The sequence below is a fragment of the Bartonella sp. HY761 genome, assembly GCF_026743145.1.
GTDB lineage: Bacteria > Pseudomonadota > Alphaproteobacteria > Rhizobiales > Rhizobiaceae > HY038.
In genome coordinates this window covers 2210174-2226362 of sequence record NZ_CP104887.1, presented here as the reverse complement: position 1 = coordinate 2226362, position 16189 = coordinate 2210174, and the positions used below count along the sequence as shown (strand labels likewise).

12 protein-coding genes and 1 tRNA gene are annotated in these 16189 nt (G+C 42.8%); 11 read left to right on the top strand and 2 right to left on the bottom strand.

The window, feature by feature from the left end:
• Positions 1 to 67 precede the first annotated feature (67 nt).
• From hflK to N6A79_RS09640, 3 genes are all read left to right on the top strand, one after another.
• Complete coding sequence (gene hflK, locus N6A79_RS09650) at positions 68 to 1261, top strand: FtsH protease activity modulator HflK (RefSeq protein WP_268545775.1); 1194 nt, start codon at positions 68 to 70, stop codon at positions 1259 to 1261.
• Between the two features lie 2 nt (positions 1262 to 1263).
• Entirely contained in the window at positions 1264 to 2148 is an 885-nt protein-coding gene (gene hflC, locus N6A79_RS09645; RefSeq protein ID WP_268545774.1) for a protease modulator HflC, read from the top strand.
• A gap of 153 nt (positions 2149 to 2301) precedes the next feature.
• Positions 2302 to 2931 (top strand): hypothetical protein, encoded by a 630-nt coding sequence (locus tag N6A79_RS09640; RefSeq protein ID WP_268545773.1) that lies wholly within the window; start codon positions 2302 to 2304, stop codon positions 2929 to 2931.
• A 46-nt stretch (positions 2932 to 2977) separates the two neighbouring features.
• Here N6A79_RS09640 and N6A79_RS09635 read toward each other — a convergent pair whose 3' ends face one another.
• Entirely contained in the window at positions 2978 to 3160 is a 183-nt protein-coding gene (locus N6A79_RS09635; RefSeq protein WP_268545771.1) for a hypothetical protein, read from the bottom strand.
• A gap of 385 nt (positions 3161 to 3545) precedes the next feature.
• Between N6A79_RS09635 and rimP the strand changes: the two genes are divergently transcribed.
• The 7 genes from rimP to N6A79_RS09600 all read left to right on the top strand — a co-directional run bounded on the left by rimP (position 3546) and on the right by N6A79_RS09600 (position 11595).
• Entirely contained in the window at positions 3546 to 4244 is a 699-nt protein-coding gene (rimP, locus tag N6A79_RS09630; protein WP_182417415.1) for a ribosome maturation factor RimP, read from the top strand.
• Positions 4245 to 4312: 68 nt separating this feature from the next.
• Positions 4313 to 5959 carry a transcription termination factor NusA gene (gene nusA / locus N6A79_RS09625; RefSeq protein ID WP_268545770.1) on the top strand — a complete coding sequence of 549 codons (1647 nt, stop codon included), beginning with the start codon at positions 4313 to 4315 and terminating at the stop codon, positions 5957 to 5959.
• Positions 5960 to 6028: 69 nt separating this feature from the next.
• Positions 6029 to 6670 (top strand): RNA-binding protein, encoded by a 642-nt coding sequence (locus N6A79_RS09620; RefSeq protein WP_268545769.1) that lies wholly within the window; start codon positions 6029 to 6031, stop codon positions 6668 to 6670.
• Complete coding sequence (gene infB / locus N6A79_RS09615) at positions 6667 to 9567, top strand: translation initiation factor IF-2 (RefSeq protein ID WP_268545768.1); 2901 nt, start codon at positions 6667 to 6669, stop codon at positions 9565 to 9567. The genes N6A79_RS09620 and infB overlap by 4 nt, the downstream gene beginning before the upstream one ends.
• Positions 9568 to 9798: 231 nt before the next feature.
• A complete protein-coding gene (gene rbfA / locus N6A79_RS09610; protein ID WP_182417411.1) occupies positions 9799 to 10203 on the top strand; it encodes a 30S ribosome-binding factor RbfA in 405 nt (134 codons plus the stop codon).
• Positions 10204 to 10229: 26 nt separating this feature from the next.
• Positions 10230 to 11192 carry a tRNA pseudouridine(55) synthase TruB gene (gene truB, locus N6A79_RS09605; protein WP_268545767.1) on the top strand — a complete coding sequence of 321 codons (963 nt, stop codon included), beginning with the start codon at positions 10230 to 10232 and terminating at the stop codon, positions 11190 to 11192.
• A 326-nt stretch (positions 11193 to 11518) separates the two neighbouring features.
• Positions 11519 to 11595: transfer RNA gene (locus tag N6A79_RS09600), tRNA-His, on the top strand.
• 103 nt (positions 11596 to 11698) lie between these two features.
• Here N6A79_RS09600 and N6A79_RS09595 read toward each other — a convergent pair.
• Positions 11699 to 12175 (bottom strand): Lrp/AsnC family transcriptional regulator, encoded by a 477-nt coding sequence (locus tag N6A79_RS09595; RefSeq protein WP_262078337.1) that lies wholly within the window; start codon positions 12173 to 12175, stop codon positions 11699 to 11701.
• A gap of 321 nt (positions 12176 to 12496) precedes the next feature.
• Between N6A79_RS09595 and putA the strand changes: the two genes are divergently transcribed.
• The gene (gene putA, locus N6A79_RS09590) at positions 12497 to 16168 is read left to right on the top strand and encodes a trifunctional transcriptional regulator/proline dehydrogenase/L-glutamate gamma-semialdehyde dehydrogenase (RefSeq protein WP_268545766.1); all 3672 of its coding nucleotides are present in this window, start codon (positions 12497 to 12499) and stop codon (positions 16166 to 16168) included.
• The last annotated feature ends 21 nt before the right edge of the window (positions 16169 to 16189 follow it).

Here is a 16189-nt window from a genome sequence, read left to right as displayed (position 1 = left end):
CATTTTGATCCCTATAACCAATGCACGATCAATTAAGCGTGAATTTCATGCAAAAAATGAGGTAGAGATGCCCTGGAGTAATCAAAGCGGAGGCAGCGGCCCATTGGGAGGCAGCGAAAGTAAAAGCGGCCCATGGGGCGGTGGAAATAATAATGATGGCAACAAAAGCCCTTGGGGTCGTCCCAATGGCAGCGGCAATAATGGTAATAATGGCAGTAGTAACGGTGGTAGCGGCGGCAATAATGGCGGCGGCAAAAATGGACCAACACCGCCAGATATGGACGATTTATTACGCAAGGGCCAGCAAAAATTGCAACAATTTGGCGGTGGAATGATTGTTTTTGTTATCATAGTCCTTGCCGTTATTTTCGTTGCTTATAAATCTATTTTCTTTGTGCAGCCAAACGAAAAGGCTATTAAACTACGCTTTGGTGTGCCTCAACAACAAATTTTATCCGATGGCATGCATTTTCGCTTATGGCCGATTGAAGATTATGTAAAAACTGGCACAGCTGAACGCAACATTAGCATAGGAAATGATGAAGTTTCTGGCCTTATGCTAACAAGCGATCAAAATATTGTTAATGTAAAATTTGCCCTTTACTTTAATGTTACCCATCCGGAAGAATTCTTGTTTAACGTTTCTCAACCAATTGAAACAATCAAGCAGGTGGCAGAAAGTGCTATGCGCGAGGTAGTAGGGCGTCGTCCGATGAATGATGTTCTGCGTGATAAGCGTCCAGAAATCGCCCGTGAAGTTGTGGCCATTATTGCAAATACACTTAATCAATATAAAGTTGGTGTAACCCTTAAAGAGGTAGCAATTAATGATGCTGCTCCTCCTAAAAAGGTGATGGAGGCCTTTAATCTTGTCCAACAGGCTGAACAGCAGCGAAACCAAATGGTTAGTACTGCAGATCAGTATCGGAATAAAAAAGAGGGTGAAGCACAGGGTGAAGTATCTCGCCTAGTTGAAGCTGCAAGCGCATATAAAGCCCGCGTAATTGCAGAAGCGGATGGTCGCGCCCAACGCTTTAGAGCTATTGCACAAGAAGAAAAGAATGCACCTGACGCAACACGTTATCGTATTTACGTTGATACGATGGAGCAGGTTTTATCATCACCTAATAAGTTGGTGATTGATAAGGGTAATAGCGGCGTTGTACCTTATTTGCCGCTAAATAATATGTTGCGGGCACCTACAGCAAGTAGCGCAACCTCAACGACGACAACTAATCCAAGCATTGGGGGAGCGAAATAATCATGAAGCAGGGTTCTCTGATTGCAATTCTAATTGCCTTAGTTGTTATTGTTGTTGGCATATCAATGTCCGTCTATATTGTTTATCCTAATGAGCAAGTTGTTGTAAAACGGGTTAGCCAAATTGTGCGGACAGAAAAAGCTCCTGGGCTTTATTTTAAAATGCCATTGGTTGAAGATGTTGTTCGGGTTGATAATCGCTTATTGCGTTACGACCTGCCAACCTATTCAGTGCAGGTAAAAAATGGGCGCTATTATGAAGTCGATGCGTTCTTAATTTACCGCATTGTTGATGCTGAAATGTTCATTAAGCAAATTGGTGATGGTCGTCCAGAAACTGCGGAAAAGCGCAATCTTGATCAACGTTTTCGTAGTGCCCTTGGTGCTGTTTATGGTGTTCGTGATTTTAATGCCGCCCTATCAGATCAACGAGTTGAAATGATGCGCGATATCCAACGGCAGATGGTTGAAGAAGCAAAGCCTTTAGGTATCGATATTGTTGATGTGCGTATCCGTAAAACTGACCTGCCGACAGATTTGTCGAATGGTATTTATGAGCGTATGAATCAAGAACGCCGAGCAGCAGCTGAAAGTATTTTGTCTCTTGGTAATGCTGAACGCATCAGCATTATCGCGAAGGCTGATAGAAGCTATGTGGAAAGCGTTGCCATTGCTGCGCGTGATGCCGAAGTTTTAAAAGGTGAAGGACAAGCTGAGGCCGCACGTTTGATGAATGATGCGGTAGAGTCAAATCCAAATTTTTACCAGTTTTGGCTATCGATGGATAAGTATCAAAGTATCAAAGATACACCAATGGTTATTACGCCAGATTGGTCATTTTTTGATCTTATGCGCAACCCAACTGGAGTTGTAAAACCACAAAACTAGGATATATCCGTAGTTTTTTATTAATGAAGCGCGGCTGTGAAATATTGGCCGCGCTTTTTTATTTTTTGCTTTAATTCCAAAAATTAGCGAGTTATTATTACTGGGGAAATTTGTCGTCTTTGATGATAAAATTTTAATCGTGATGGGGAAATTATGACTTTTATACGCAATGATCTATTTGAGCTCTTAAATCCCGATTTTTCTGAGTTGTTACATGAAAAATATTTATATTGCGTAGTTGAATATGTCCAATTACATTTAAAAGGAGATTATGAGGGCAAGGTTAGTCATAAATTGGCTGCACTTCATGCTATGGAAGAGATATTGTTGCGTATTGAACGATATTTTGAAAAAGTAAGACTTTCTTCATGTAATAAAAATGATGACTTTAATTTTACGAGAAAGATTGAAGTAGATAAGTTGAGTGGAGTGCCATATTCGGTTGACCGTTTTTTCTTGAGACCTAGTTGGGTTTGGGATGGTATCTTCGATGAGAAAGGCAATTGTATTAGTGGTAGGCTAAATAATTGTGAATATGAGCAATATGCTTATGCTTTTGCATTAACGCCTTATTTTATGGCGGAAAAAAATTTAGATGATTGGGAGGCTGTTAATTATGAGCTTTTTCCAAATCGCAAAGAGTTAGAAATCTATTCTTGGAATGACGATTGGCAAGAGTTTTATTTTAGTAATGGTAAAGAATGGTGGGGTTGTTTTTATTGGACTGTTTATGATCCTTTGACGAAAGTTTTTACAATTGTTGCAGCTTCAACTACTGACTAGTCGCTGTCTTGAAGTAGGCGACAGCGAGTACGGTCGTATTTAAAATTTATTTTTTGTTAGTTTCAACAATAGAAAATGTGACTGCCTTACCTTTCACTATTGTGATTATCTGGCGCAGGTGATCTTTTGGGGTAAGTTTAAGGCTTTGAGGCTCATATTTTTCAAGTTCGCGCTCTTTGGCAAGGCGTTTGTTGATCATGTGTATGATGTCGTCATTTGATAAACGCATAGCAAAACCTAAACTAAATTGGTTGGTAAAATTCTAAGACAAAGTAATGTACCTATCAAGCTATTTTGCAATTAGTCGAAATAAAAAATCTCTTTGATACGGAAGAAACATGTGGTGTTTTACGCTTATCAACTATCCCCCCTTGAAATAGCGGGGGAAATAGAGTACATAAGGATAAATTCTTGATCACGTTGACAAGGGTGGGCCATCTTGGACCCGCTCTTTTTTGTTACCTAAATCAAGGTAAGAAAGTATTTTAATCGGCTTTTGAATTATTAATTTTGTGAATCTAAAGCTTGATGAATGAAATCTTATATTTTTGAAATATTACTGTTTTAAAAAGCTTAAAGCTTTTTACAAAAACATCTTGATACAGGACCTATTAATGACAAAAAATACCAGTGACACGGTAAATGATCACAGTGACGAACAGGAAGTTAATGTGCCTGTCAGTGATATAAATGAACCTCGTTTATTTGAAGAAATTGGGGTTGAAGCACGTGTTAATGCTGTTATTGCACCAGTTTTGAAACCTCTCGGCTATCGTATCGTTCGCATTAATCTTTCGGGTCTCAATGGTCTTACCTTGCAGATTATGGCAGAGCGCGCCGATGGCACGATGACCATTGATGATTGCGAAATTGTTAGTCGTACGGTTTCTCCTGTGCTTGACGTTGAAGATGTTATTGAACGTAAATACCATTTGGAAGTTTCATCTCCTGGTATTGATCGTGCGCTCGTGCGTAAATCTGATTTTGTTAATTGGCGTGGACATATTGCTAAGGTCGAAACCAGTGAAATGGTTGATGGTCGCCGTAAGTTCCGCGGTCATATCGAATCAGTGGATGGTGATGGTTTTACTATAAGGACAGATAAGGCCGCCTATGGTGAAGCATTGTCAGTTAAAATTGGTTTTAATCTTTTAAGTGATGCAAGGCTTATATTGACAGATGATCTTATTCGCGATGCTTTGCGTAAAGATAAGGCTTTGCGTCAATCGCTTATTCCTGAAGATGAGTTGGGTGGCGATGATGTGCAAGATAATGAAAATGCTGACGGCAAGGATGTTTCCAAGCAGTCTTAAAAAGCAAAATGACGTAAATTGCCTTGCTTTGTTGGGGCGTTGCGACAACCAAATAAGGAGAGAACCCGATGGCTGTGAGTGCTAACAGACTTGAACTTCTGCAAATTGCGGATGCTGTCGCTCGTGAAAAGTCTATCGATCGTGAAATTGTTATTGCTGCTATGGCCGATGCTATTCAAAAGGCTGCGCGTTCACGGTTCGGGCAAGAAACAAATATTCGCGCCGAGATTAACTCGAAATCGGGTGAAATCAAGTTGCAGCGTTTGCTTGAAGTTGTTGATAAGGTTGATGATTTTGTGACGCAAATTTCATTGAAAGATGCGCAAAAAATTAAGGCTGATGCAAAGCTTGGCGAATTTTTATCTGATCCTTTACCTCCCATGGATTTTGGTCGTATTGCAGCGCAGTCTGCGAAACAAGTTATCGTACAAAAGGTACGTGAAGCTGAGCGCGATCATCAATATGAAGAATATAAGGATAAGATCGGCGAGATTATTTCTGGTTCGGTTAAGCGCGTTGAATATGGCAATGTGATTGTTGATCTTGGTCGTGGCGAAGCTATTTTGCGTCGTGATGAGCTTATTCCGCGTGAATCCTTCCGTTATGGTGATCGTATTCGTGCATTTGTGCATGATGTGCGCCGCGAGCAACGTGGTCCGCAGGTATTTTTATCCCGTACTCATCCACAATTCATGGCCAAATTATTCACCATGGAAGTGCCTGAAATTTACGATGGTATTATCGAGATTAAATCGGTTGCTCGTGATCCAGGTTCGCGCGCTAAAATTGCCGTTGTGTCTCGTGATGCTTCGATTGATCCAGTCGGTGCTTGCGTTGGTATGCGTGGTAGTCGTGTGCAAGCGGTTGTTACTGAGTTACAAGGTGAAAAAGTCGATATTATTCCTTGGTCGCCAGAGCCAGCTTCTTTTATCGTTAACGCATTGCAGCCAGCAGAAGTTGCAAAAGTTGTGCTTGATGAAGAATCTGAACGCATCGAAGTTGTGGTGCCAAGCGATCAGCTTAGTCTTGCAATTGGTCGTCGTGGTCAAAATGTACGTCTTGCCTCGCAGCTTACCGGTTGGGATATCGATATCCTAACGGAAAAAGAAGAGTCTGAACGGCGCCAAAAAGAATTTAACACGCGCTCCAATCTGTTTATGGAAGCGCTTGATGTTGATGAGATGGTCGCACAGGTTCTTGCTTCTGAAGGCTTTGAGTCAATAGAAGAAATTGCTTATGTTGATGCTGATGAAGTAAGCTCAATTGAAGGTTTTGACGAAGATACTGCAGTTGAAATTCAACAACGTGCACGTGATTATCTTGAGCGTATTGAGGCAGAGCTTGATGCAAAACGTCAAGAGCTTGGCGTTAGCGATGATTTACGTGAAATTCCGAATATGACAACCGCAATGATGGTTGCTGTTGGTGAAGATGGTGTAAAAACTGTTGAAGATTTTGCTGGTTATGCGGCAGACGATCTTGTTGGCTGGCGTGAACGTAAGGGCAATGAAACTGTCAATTATCCAGGTGTTTTCTCTAATTTTGAGGTAAGCCGCACTGAGGCTGAGCAAATGATTGTTGCTGCTCGCGTCATGGTTGGTTGGCTAACGGAAGAAGAAATTGCTGCCGAAGTTGGCGACGAAGAAGCCATCTCAGAAGAAGCTGAGCATGAAGCTGAAGGCGATGACAATTTACAGTCGGCGCATAAAGAATAGCTTGAGTGAATTATGTTTTAAGCGATGGGGTGAAAGCCCTATCGATAAAAAAGGGAAATTATAATATTTATGAATGACCGAACTTGTATAATTACAAGAGAAAGCGGATCCAACGCAAATATGATTCGCTTTGTAAGCGGTTTAAATGGTATTGTTGTTCCCGATATCAAGGGCAATTTGCCAGGGCGTGGTGCATGGGTTTTAGCTTCACGCGCTACTCTTGAAGAAGCAATGCGACGCAAAGCATTTTCAAGAGCATTTAAAAAAGATGTTGTGGTTGAAGAAACCTTGGCTGATTTGGTAGATGAATTATTAAAAAAGGCAGTTCTTGGTAGTTTCGCAGTAAGCCGACGTGGCGGTTGTATTGTAAGTGGTGCGATGAAAGTCGATAGTGCCATTCGTTCTGGAAATGCCACATTAATATTGCATGCACAAGATGCAGCAGAAGATGGAAAGCGGAAAATTGCTCAGGCAATTTTTGCAGCTGAAAGACAAGGATTGGGTGCCGTGCCGGTAGTAGATATTCTCTCCGGCGATGAAATGAGTTTAGCTTTTGGTGGTAATAATGTGATGCATGCTGCAGTCTTAAAAGGCATGGCAGCGAAGGGGTTCATGGAAAAAGTGCGAAAATTGCTGCTTTATCGCGGCGATAGCCTGATGAACTGGGACGATAAAACGGCAGATGTCGCGAAGGAAGCGGAAACGGAATGACCGATAAAAAAGATGATGATCAGGGCCAAGGTGGCTCAAACAAAAAAACACTTACGCTTAAGCGTACTGGTGTCGAACATAGTACGGTCAAGCAAAATTTCAGCCATGGCCGGACCAAAGCCGTTGTTGTTGAAACTAAACGGCGTAAGGTTACACGCCCTGATGAACGCCCTGAAAGCGTAACGCAGGTTGTAGCTAAGCCGCATATTGCACCACGGCCTAAGCCAGCGATTGAAACTGCGGCCCCACAACGTGGTAAGCAAAAAGCTAATACGCTTTCTACAGCTGAAATGTCTGCACGTACGCGCGCTTTAGAAGGCGCACGTATCCGTGCTGAAGAAGAGCGTATCCAAGCAGAGGCCGAGGCTAAAAGACGCGCATTAGAAAATGCCGAGCTTGAGCGTAAGGCTGCCGAAGAAGCAAAGTTGAAAGCTGCCGAAGAAGCTAAGCAAAAAGCTGAAGAAGACGCACGTAGGGCTGCTGAAGAAGCAAAGGCTCCTGTTGTTAAGGCGGAAGCTGCTAAGCCGCAGCCTAAAAATGATGCACAGCGTAATGAGCAGCCAAGAAACGCCCAAGGGCGCAATAATGATCGTAATGATCGCGGTAATGACCGTAATGGTGATCGCAATAATGATCGTTCTGGGCAGCGCCGTGGTGGCAATGCGTCGCAAGGCAATGCTTCACAAGGGCGTGGCGGCGATCATGCACGCGGTAGCAATACCCAAAATCGTCATACGCCACCACAGGCACGTGAAGGTGGTATTGCACGTATTGGTCGTGATGGGGCTCGTATTAAAGAAGGTGCGCCGCAGGCTCGTAATCGCGCAGTTGATGATAATGCATCGACCGTTATTGATCCAATTCTAACACCAAAAGCGCGTACCCAACCAGTAAAACGTGTTGAAGTTGATGAAGATGATCGTCGTAATGGCGTGAAGCGTGGTGCAGCACCTAGCAAGGTGGATGCTGCTCGTACACCGAAAGTTGTTAAAGGTGCGGATGAGCGTCGTCGTGGTAAGCTTACTCTTACATCCAATCTTGAAGATGTTGGTCAAGCACGCGGTCGTTCGATGGCAGCAATGCGCCGTCGTCAAGAAAAATTCAAGCGGTCGCAAACCCAAGAAGTTCGTGAAAAGATCTCGCGCGAAGTTGTTTTGCCAGAGACTATTACACTTCAAGAGCTTGCCCAGCGTATGGCAGAGCGTTCAGTTGATGTTATCAAGTTCTTGATGAAACAAGGGCAGATGATGAAGCCGGGCGATGTTATTGATGCAGATACTGCTGAGTTAATCGCATCGGAATTTGGTCATACGGTTAAGCGCGTGTCGGAATCTGATGTTGAAGAAGGTATCTTCAACATGGCTGATGACGCAAGCAAGTTTGAATCAAGGCCGCCAGTTGTGACGATTATGGGTCACGTTGATCATGGTAAGACGTCGCTACTTGATGCTATTCGTAATGCTAATGTGGTTTCAGGCGAAGCTGGTGGTATTACCCAGCATATTGGTGCTTATCAGGTTGAAAAGAACGGTCATAAGATTACCTTTATTGATACACCTGGTCACGCTGCCTTTACAGCAATGCGTGCTCGCGGTGCGCAAGCCACCGATATTGCAATTCTAGTTGTTGCAGCCGATGATAGTGTCATGCCGCAAACGATTGAATCTATCAATCATGCTAAAGCTGCTGGTGTTCCAATCATTGTTGCTATCAACAAGATTGATAAGCCAGAAGCAGATGTACAAAAAGTGCGTATGGCATTGCTTCAACACGACGTCTTTGTTGAAAGTTTGGGCGGTGAAGTTTTGGAAGTTGAAGTTTCTGCAAAAGCTGGAACTAATCTTGACAAGCTACTTGATGCCATTCTTTTACAAGCTGAAGTACTTGATCTTAAAGCTGATCCTGAACGTACTGCTGAAGGTGTGGTTATTGAAGCCAAGCTTGATCGTGGTCGCGGTCCTGTTGCTACGGTTCTTGTACAAAAAGGTTCATTGCACCCAGGTGATATATTTGTTGCCGGTGATGTTTGGGGACGCGTTCGCGCGCTCGTAAACGAACGCGGCGAACATATGAAAGAAGCAGGTCCTTCAACTCCGGTTGAAGTGCTTGGCATGCAAGGTACACCGCAAGCTGGTGATCGTTTTGCTGTAGTTCAAAATGAAGCGCAAGCGCGTGAAATTTCTGAATATCGTCAACGCTTGTCACGCGATAAGGCCGTTGCAAAACAGGCTGGTTCTCGTGGTTCCCTCGAGCAGATGATGAACCAATTGCAAACAACTGGCATCAAGGACTTCCCATTGGTTATCAAGGGCGATGTTCAAGGCTCGATTGAAGCTATTGTGAGTTCGCTTGAAAAACTTGGTACTGATGAAGTACGTGCTCGCATCGTCCATTCGGGTGCTGGTGGTATTACTGAAAGCGATGTGGCTCTTGCGGTTGCTTCCAATGCTGCGATTTTTGGTTTCAATGTGCGTGCCAATAAGCAAGCACGAGATGCTGCTGAAAGCCAAGGCATTGAAATTCGCTACTATAATATCATTTACGATCTCGTTGATGATGTTAAGTCAGCAATGTCTGGTATGCTTTCGCCAGAACGCCGTGAAACCTTTATTGGTAATGCTGAAATTCGTGAAGTCTTCAATATCACCAAGGTTGGTAAGGTTGCAGGCTGTCTTGTTACTGATGGTAAAGTTGAACGTGGTGCGGGTGTACGCCTTATTCGTGATAATGTTGTTATTCATGAAGGCAAGCTTAAAACCCTTAAACGCTTCAAAGATGAAGTTAGTGAAGTTAATATGGGTCAAGAATGCGGTATGGCCTTTGAAAATTACGAAGACATTCGCGCCGGTGATACAATTGAAGCATTCCGCGTAGAGCATATCACCCGTACATTGTAAGCTATGAAGATATATATGGTATGTTGGAATCTTGTCCTGTTGCCATATATAACAATTTATAAACAGCAATAAGTCACAATTAAAATAGGGAGCGCTTTGCATTTGTTATGGTGTGAAGCGCTTTTATTACATTTAAATTAGTAGGTCCTGACTCTCGTCTTTGGGCAAATTTAATATCAAAAATGCTATTACAGCTCGTAGTCGTTAATGAGCTGATTGAAAGGTAATGCAATGAAACATTCTGGGCCCACACAGCGCCAGCTTCGTGTTGGTGAAGAGGTTCGTCATGCTGTAGCTCAATTTTTACAACGTGGAGAGCTAAGTGATCCATTTTTGGAAAAAGTGGTTCTTTCTGTCTGCGAAGTGCGGATGTCGCCAGATTTAAAAATTGCCACATGCTATGTTGCACCTCTTGGCGATGTTGACGGCGAAGCTGTGGTCAAGCAATTAAATTCACATGTGCGATTCATTCGTGGCGAGTTATCACGTATTTTACGACAAATGAAATATATGCCGCAATTTCGCTTTAGACTTGATACAAGTTTTGATAATTTTTCTAAAATTGATGCTTTATTACGTTCCCCTGAAGTGATGCGTGATCTACATCAAGATGATAACGAAGACGATAATAAATAATAAATTTGGCATAGGATTATAATTGAATGGCACGCCAGCGTAAGAGAAAAGGTCGGCCGGTTTCCGGTTGGGTAATTTTAGACAAGCCAAAAGGTATGGGGTCAACCGAAGCGGTTTCAAAAATAAAATGGTTGTTTAGTGCCGAAAAGGCTGGCCATGCTGGTACGCTTGATCCATTGGCATCAGGTCTGTTGCCAATTGCTTTGGGTGAAGCGACAAAAACTGTGCCTTATGTCATGGAAGGTACCAAGGTTTACCAATTTGTTGTTGCTTGGGGTGCCGAGCGTAATACCGATGATCTAGAGGGCGAAGTCACTAAAACAAGTGATAAACGACCATCTCGCGAAGAAATTGAAGCAATCTTACCCCATTATACTGGCGTAATTTTGCAAAAACCACCACAATTTTCGGCTATTAAAATTGATGGAAATCGTGCTTATGATTTGGCGCGGGAAGGTGAAAGTGTCGAGATACCCGCCCGTGAAGTTGAAATAGATGCTATTTCAATTTTAGAAATGAATGAAGATGGTTCATCTCTGTTTGAAATTGAATGTGGCAAAGGTACTTATGTGCGCTCATTAGCGCGCGATATGGGGCGTGAACTTGGCTGCTATGGTCATATTGCTGAATTGCGCCGTATTGAAGTTGCGCCTTTCACCGATGAAGATTTTGTAACCTTGGAAGAGCTTGAGGCTGCGTGCCCACCAAAGCCGGAGCCAAGGGAAGAAGGTGAACCATTCCAGCGCCGTGATTTTTCCGCCATTGATGGCCTTTTAATTGAAACTGGCGCTGCACTGGATTGTTTGCCGCAATATGCCATTGGTGAAGACCAGGCACAGCGTATTCGCACCGGCAATCCGATTATTTTGCGTGGCCGCGAAGCAATTTTTGAAACAGATGAAGCTTGTGTTACTTTTAAAGGTAAAGTGCTAGCTATTGGCGCTATAGCACAGGGTAAATTCCAGCCGAAGCGCGTGTTTACAATCTAATTCAACGCAATTCTTTATGAATTTCAAAATCCCAGAACTTACCAATAAGTTTTGGGATTTTTTATTTTGTTTTGTCATCAAAATATTAAAATGTTCTCCATAAAAATAAAGATGCTTTTATCTATAATTTTCGATTCTTTTAAAGAATGCCCATCAGGATTTAAGCGTTTTTAAGTCGCTTGAGGTCAGGAAACTACCTCAATCAAGCGTATCGCTCGGCCCAATCTAAGTATTTTAACAGAATATTTTAAAAAATTGGCATAAAGCTCTTGCAAATGAGTTCGAATTTCCGTATGTCAGCCAAGCAGAATTTAATATTCTCTTGTGCGGTTGTAGCTCAGTTGGTTAGAGCGCTGGTTTGTGGCACCAGAGGTCGTAGGTTCAACTCCTATCAACCGTACCATTTCATTTCACAAAAATACATAAAATTAGAAGTCATTACATTTATTAAAGCGCTTAGCCTATTTGTGGGCTATCCTTTAAAAGTGCTCAGTCTTCTCAAATGCTTATCGCTTAAAACCAGCATCAACAATATTTTGCATAGCAACAAAGGTAGAGGTTGAAGCGACAAAAGGCAGCGTTGATATTTTCTCACCAAGCACAATACGGTAGCGTTTAATGTCGCTGGTACGCACTTTTAATAAATAATCAAAATTGCTAGCGATCATATGGCATTCTTCAACTTCACGAATCTTTTTAACCGCTTCATTGAATTGTAAAAGCGCGGCTTCGCGTGTGTCGCTTAGTTTTACTTCGGCAAAAGCAATATGGTCAAGTCCCATGCGTTCCGGGTTTAAAATAGCGCGAAAGCCAGTAATAACGCCATCATCAGTCAGTTTTTTAAGACGTAATTGACAGGGAGTTTTTGAAAGTCCAACTTTTTCAGCAAGGTCGGTTATAGAAATTCGGCCATTTTCAACTAGAGCATCTATGATTTTATTGTCGATGCGGTCGATTTCACCATTATGTATGAATTTACTCAAGATTTTTCCTAATTAAAATTGTAAAATTAGTGAATTTACCTAAAATTATGCTAATCTTTAGTTTAATGCAATGATTTTCTCGTGCTATAAGTGTTTTTCAAATGGGTATTTTTTCTCTGCATCTTTAAATAATTAGGTAGAAAAATATATGCTCAAATTTTGGTCGATATGGTTGTTTAAAAGGTTGATAACGCCTTTAGAAGCTAACTTATTGGCCGTTGCAATTCTTTGGCTAAGCACCATTTATAAGTTTAGTAAATATGCCGCCAATCCAAATATCAACGGGTTTTCCCGGTTTAACCTCTTTTTTGGGTGATTTTTATGAGTGCTGAAATTTTTAAGCCTGTTTTTGCAGATTATGCTCCACCAATTGCCAAGCCAACCAGCTTGCGCGAAGATATTACAAGCGCCTATCGCCGCGCTGAAGAAGAATGCTTGGCTCCGCTTTTGGATGCTGCAACTTTTGATGCTGAAACAAAAGGCAAAATCGCTACGACGGCTCGCAAATTGATTGAAACCTTACGCGCTAAGAAAAAAGGCGGCGGCGTTGAAGGTTTGATCCATGAATATTCTTTGTCAAGCCAAGAGGGTATCGCCCTTATGTGTCTTGCTGAAGCATTGTTGCGTATTCCTGATAAGGCAACCCGTGATGCGCTTATTCGTGACAAGATCACCGGTGGTGATTGGAAATCCCATATTGGTGGTGGTCGTTCGCTCTTTGTCAATGCAGCAACATGGGGTTTAGTTGTAACAGGTAAGCTTACCTCAACTGTTGATACAAATACCCTATCATCATCACTTACCCGTCTTATCCAGCGTTGTGGTGAGCCAGTGGTACGTAAAGGCGTTGATATGGCCATGCGTATGATGGGTGAACAATTTGTGCGTGGTCAAACCATTGATGAAGCTGTAAAGCGCGCCAAAGCTGTTGAAGAAAAAGGCTTTCGCTATTCTTATGATATGCTTGGTGAAGCAGCAACTACTGAAGATGATGCCGAGCGCTATTATAAGGATTATGAAACTGCCATTCATGCTATCGGTAAAGCTGCCAATGGCAAGGGTGTTTATGAAGGGCCTGGTATTTCGATTAAGCTTTCTGCGCTTCATCCACGCTATTCGCGCTCACAAGCTGATCGTGTTATGGGTGAATTATTGCCGCGGGTTAAAAAATTAGCTTTGCTAAGCAAGCAATATAATATTGGCCTTAATATTGACGCTGAAGAAGCAGATCGCTTGGAAATTTCGCTCGATTTGCTTGAAAGCCTTTGCTTTGATAATGATCTTGCTGGTTGGAATGGTATTGGCTTTGTGGTGCAAGCCTATGGCCGCCGTTGCCCATTTGTGCTTGATTATGTGATTGATCTTGCGCGCCGCTCTGGCCACCGCATGATGGTGCGCTTGGTTAAGGGTGCTTATTGGGATTCTGAAATTAAGCGCGCGCAATTGGATGGGCTTGAAAGCTATCCAGTTTATACGCGCAAAGTTTATACCGATGTTTCCTATATTGCTTGTGCGACCAAATTGTTAAATGCGCCAGATGCAGTATTCCCACAATTTGCAACCCATAATGCGCAAACTTTGGCAACTATTTATAATATTGCTGGTCCTGATTATACCAACGATAAGTATGAGTTCCAATGCTTGCACGGCATGGGCGAGCCACTCTATGAAGAAGTGGTAGGCAATGACAAATTAAAACGCCCAGCCCGTATTTATGCGCCAGTTGGTACCCATGAAACCTTGCTTGCTTATCTCGTTCGCCGCTTGCTTGAAAATGGGGCTAATTCGTCTTTCGTTCATCGTATTGCTGATATGTCTGTCACTGTTGACGAAATGATTGCTGACCCTGTTGATGTCGTTCGCGCGATGCCAAACCCTGGCAGTCAAAATGATGCACTTTTCTCACCAGAGGATATGTTTGCGCCAAGCCGTAAAAATTCGGCTGGGTTTGATCTTTCTAATGAAGATGTGTTGAGCGCATTAAGCAAGGATTTTTTAGTAAGTACGGCGCAAAAATGGGTGGCAACACCTTTTGGCGATAAGCATAGCAATGAAGCAAAACCAGTGCTTAACCCTGCTGATCAGCGCGATGTTGTGGGACAAGTTGTTGAAGCCAGTCTTGATGAAGTTAAACAAAGTGTAGAGCGTGCAGCAAATGCGGTTAGCACTTGGCATAAGGTGCCAACGAGTGAGCGTGCAGCCATGCTTGAAAAAGCTGCTGACTTATTGCAGGAGCGCATGCCAACTTTGCTTGCATTAATTGCCCGTGAAGCTGGTAAATCGATCCCTAATGCTATTGCTGAAGTGCGTGAAGCTATTGACTTCTTGCGCTATTATGCAGCTGAGGCTCGCTCCACCATTGGTGAAAAACATCTTCCGCTTGGTCCGGTAGTCTGTATTAGCCCTTGGAACTTCCCATTGGCTATTTTTACAGGTCAAGTATGTGCAGCTCTTGTTGCTGGCAACCCAGTTTTGGCAAAGCCCGCAGAAGAAACACCTTTGATTGCGGCTGAAAGCGTGCGTATCTTGCATGAAGCTGGTATTCCGCAAGATGTTGTTCAACTCGTGCCCGGTGAAGGCAATGTTGGTGCAGCTTTAGTTGCAAGCGACAAGATTGCTGGTGTAATGTTTACCGGCTCTACCGAAGTTGCCCGCCTTATTCAGGCTGAACTTGGAACGCGTTTATTGCCAAATGGCAAACCAATTCCGCTTTTGGCGGAAACTGGTGGTCAAAATGCTATGATCGTTGATTCATCAGCCCTTGCTGAGCAAGTGGTGTTTGATGTTATTGCATCGGCTTTTGATAGTGCAGGTCAGCGTTGTTCGGCATTGCGTGTGCTTTGCTTGCAGGAAGATGTGGCAGATCGCATTCTTGAAATGCTAAAAGGTGCATTAAATGAATTGCGTGTTGGCCGTACCGATACAATTAATGTTGATGTTGGGCCAGTTATTAGCCAAGAAGCGAAAGACAATCTTAATCGCCATATCGAAACCATGCGTGCTATGGGTAATAAGATTGAGCAATTGCCATTGGGAGAAGCAACCAAGTTTGGTACTTATGTTGCGCCAACCATTATTGAACTAAACGCGATGAGTGAATTAAAGCGGGAAGTTTTTGGCCCTGTCTTGCATATTATTCGTTATAAGCGTGACAATCTGCATCAGCTTATTGATGATATTAATGCAACGGGTTATGGCCTAACCTTTGGTTTACATACACGTCTTGATGATACCATTGCCGATGTTATCTCTCGCGTTAAGGTTGGCAATATTTATGTTAACCGTAATATTATTGGTGCGGTTGTTGGATCGCAGCCTTTTGGTGGTCGTGGTCTTTCGGGCACTGGTCCAAAAGCGGGTGGCGCTCTATATTTAGGTCGCTTATTGGCTAATCAACCAGAGCCAAATCTGCCCGGTGCTACCTATTCAAATGCTATTCTTACTGATTTTGCTGTTTGGCTTGATGGGCAGAACAGAAAAGCAGAAGCAGGTTTTGCCCGCTTGATTAGCGTTAAATCACGCCTTGGTCTTGATATTGAATTGCCAGGTCCAGTTGGTGAAACAAACCGCTATCTCTTGCATCCACGTGGTAAGATTTTAATTGTTCCACAAAGTGAAGCAGGGCTATATCGTCAAATTGCAACAGTTCTAGCAACAGGTAATCAGGTGGTTATTGATGCAGGTTCTAATTTGCAGAAAAGCTTGCCAAATTTACCACAATCAATCTTCTCACAAATTTTGTGGAGTGATAATTGGGCAGCTGACGGCGCATTTGCTGGCGTTTTGATTGAAGGTGAAGGTGAATTTGTCACCAAAACCTTGAAGCGCATTGCTGGTCTTCCTGGTCCACTGCTTTTGACCCAAGCTGCAACGTTAACGCAGATGGAAGCAACAGATAGCGCCTATTGCCTTGATTGGTTGGTGGAAGAATTGTCAATTTCAGTTAATACTGCTGCCGCCGGTGGTAATGCTAAACTAATGGCTATTGGCTAATTTTAGTTTCATATAATTATA

Bases quoted from the DNA above. Each gene is read 5' to 3' on its own strand.
- N6A79_RS09640 (WP_268545773.1), top strand. From the start codon at position 2,302: ATGACTTTTATACGCAATGATCTATTTGAGCTCTTAAATCCCGATTTT.
- N6A79_RS09635 (WP_268545771.1), bottom strand. From the start codon at position 3,160: ATGCGTTTATCAAATGACGACATCATACACATGATCAACAAACGCCTT.
- hflC (WP_268545774.1), top strand. From the start codon at position 1,264: ATGAAGCAGGGTTCTCTGATTGCAATTCTAATTGCCTTAGTTGTTATT.
- putA (WP_268545766.1), top strand. From the start codon at position 12,497: ATGAGTGCTGAAATTTTTAAGCCTGTTTTTGCAGATTATGCTCCACCA.
- truB (WP_268545767.1), top strand. From the start codon at position 10,230: ATGGCACGCCAGCGTAAGAGAAAAGGTCGGCCGGTTTCCGGTTGGGTA.
- N6A79_RS09620 (WP_268545769.1), top strand. From the start codon at position 6,029: ATGAATGACCGAACTTGTATAATTACAAGAGAAAGCGGATCCAACGCA.
- rimP (WP_182417415.1), top strand. From the start codon at position 3,546: ATGACAAAAAATACCAGTGACACGGTAAATGATCACAGTGACGAACAG.
- infB (WP_268545768.1), top strand. From the start codon at position 6,667: ATGACCGATAAAAAAGATGATGATCAGGGCCAAGGTGGCTCAAACAAA.
- nusA (WP_268545770.1), top strand. From the start codon at position 4,313: ATGGCTGTGAGTGCTAACAGACTTGAACTTCTGCAAATTGCGGATGCT.
- rbfA (WP_182417411.1), top strand. From the start codon at position 9,799: ATGAAACATTCTGGGCCCACACAGCGCCAGCTTCGTGTTGGTGAAGAG.
- hflK (WP_268545775.1), top strand. From the start codon at position 68: ATGCCCTGGAGTAATCAAAGCGGAGGCAGCGGCCCATTGGGAGGCAGC.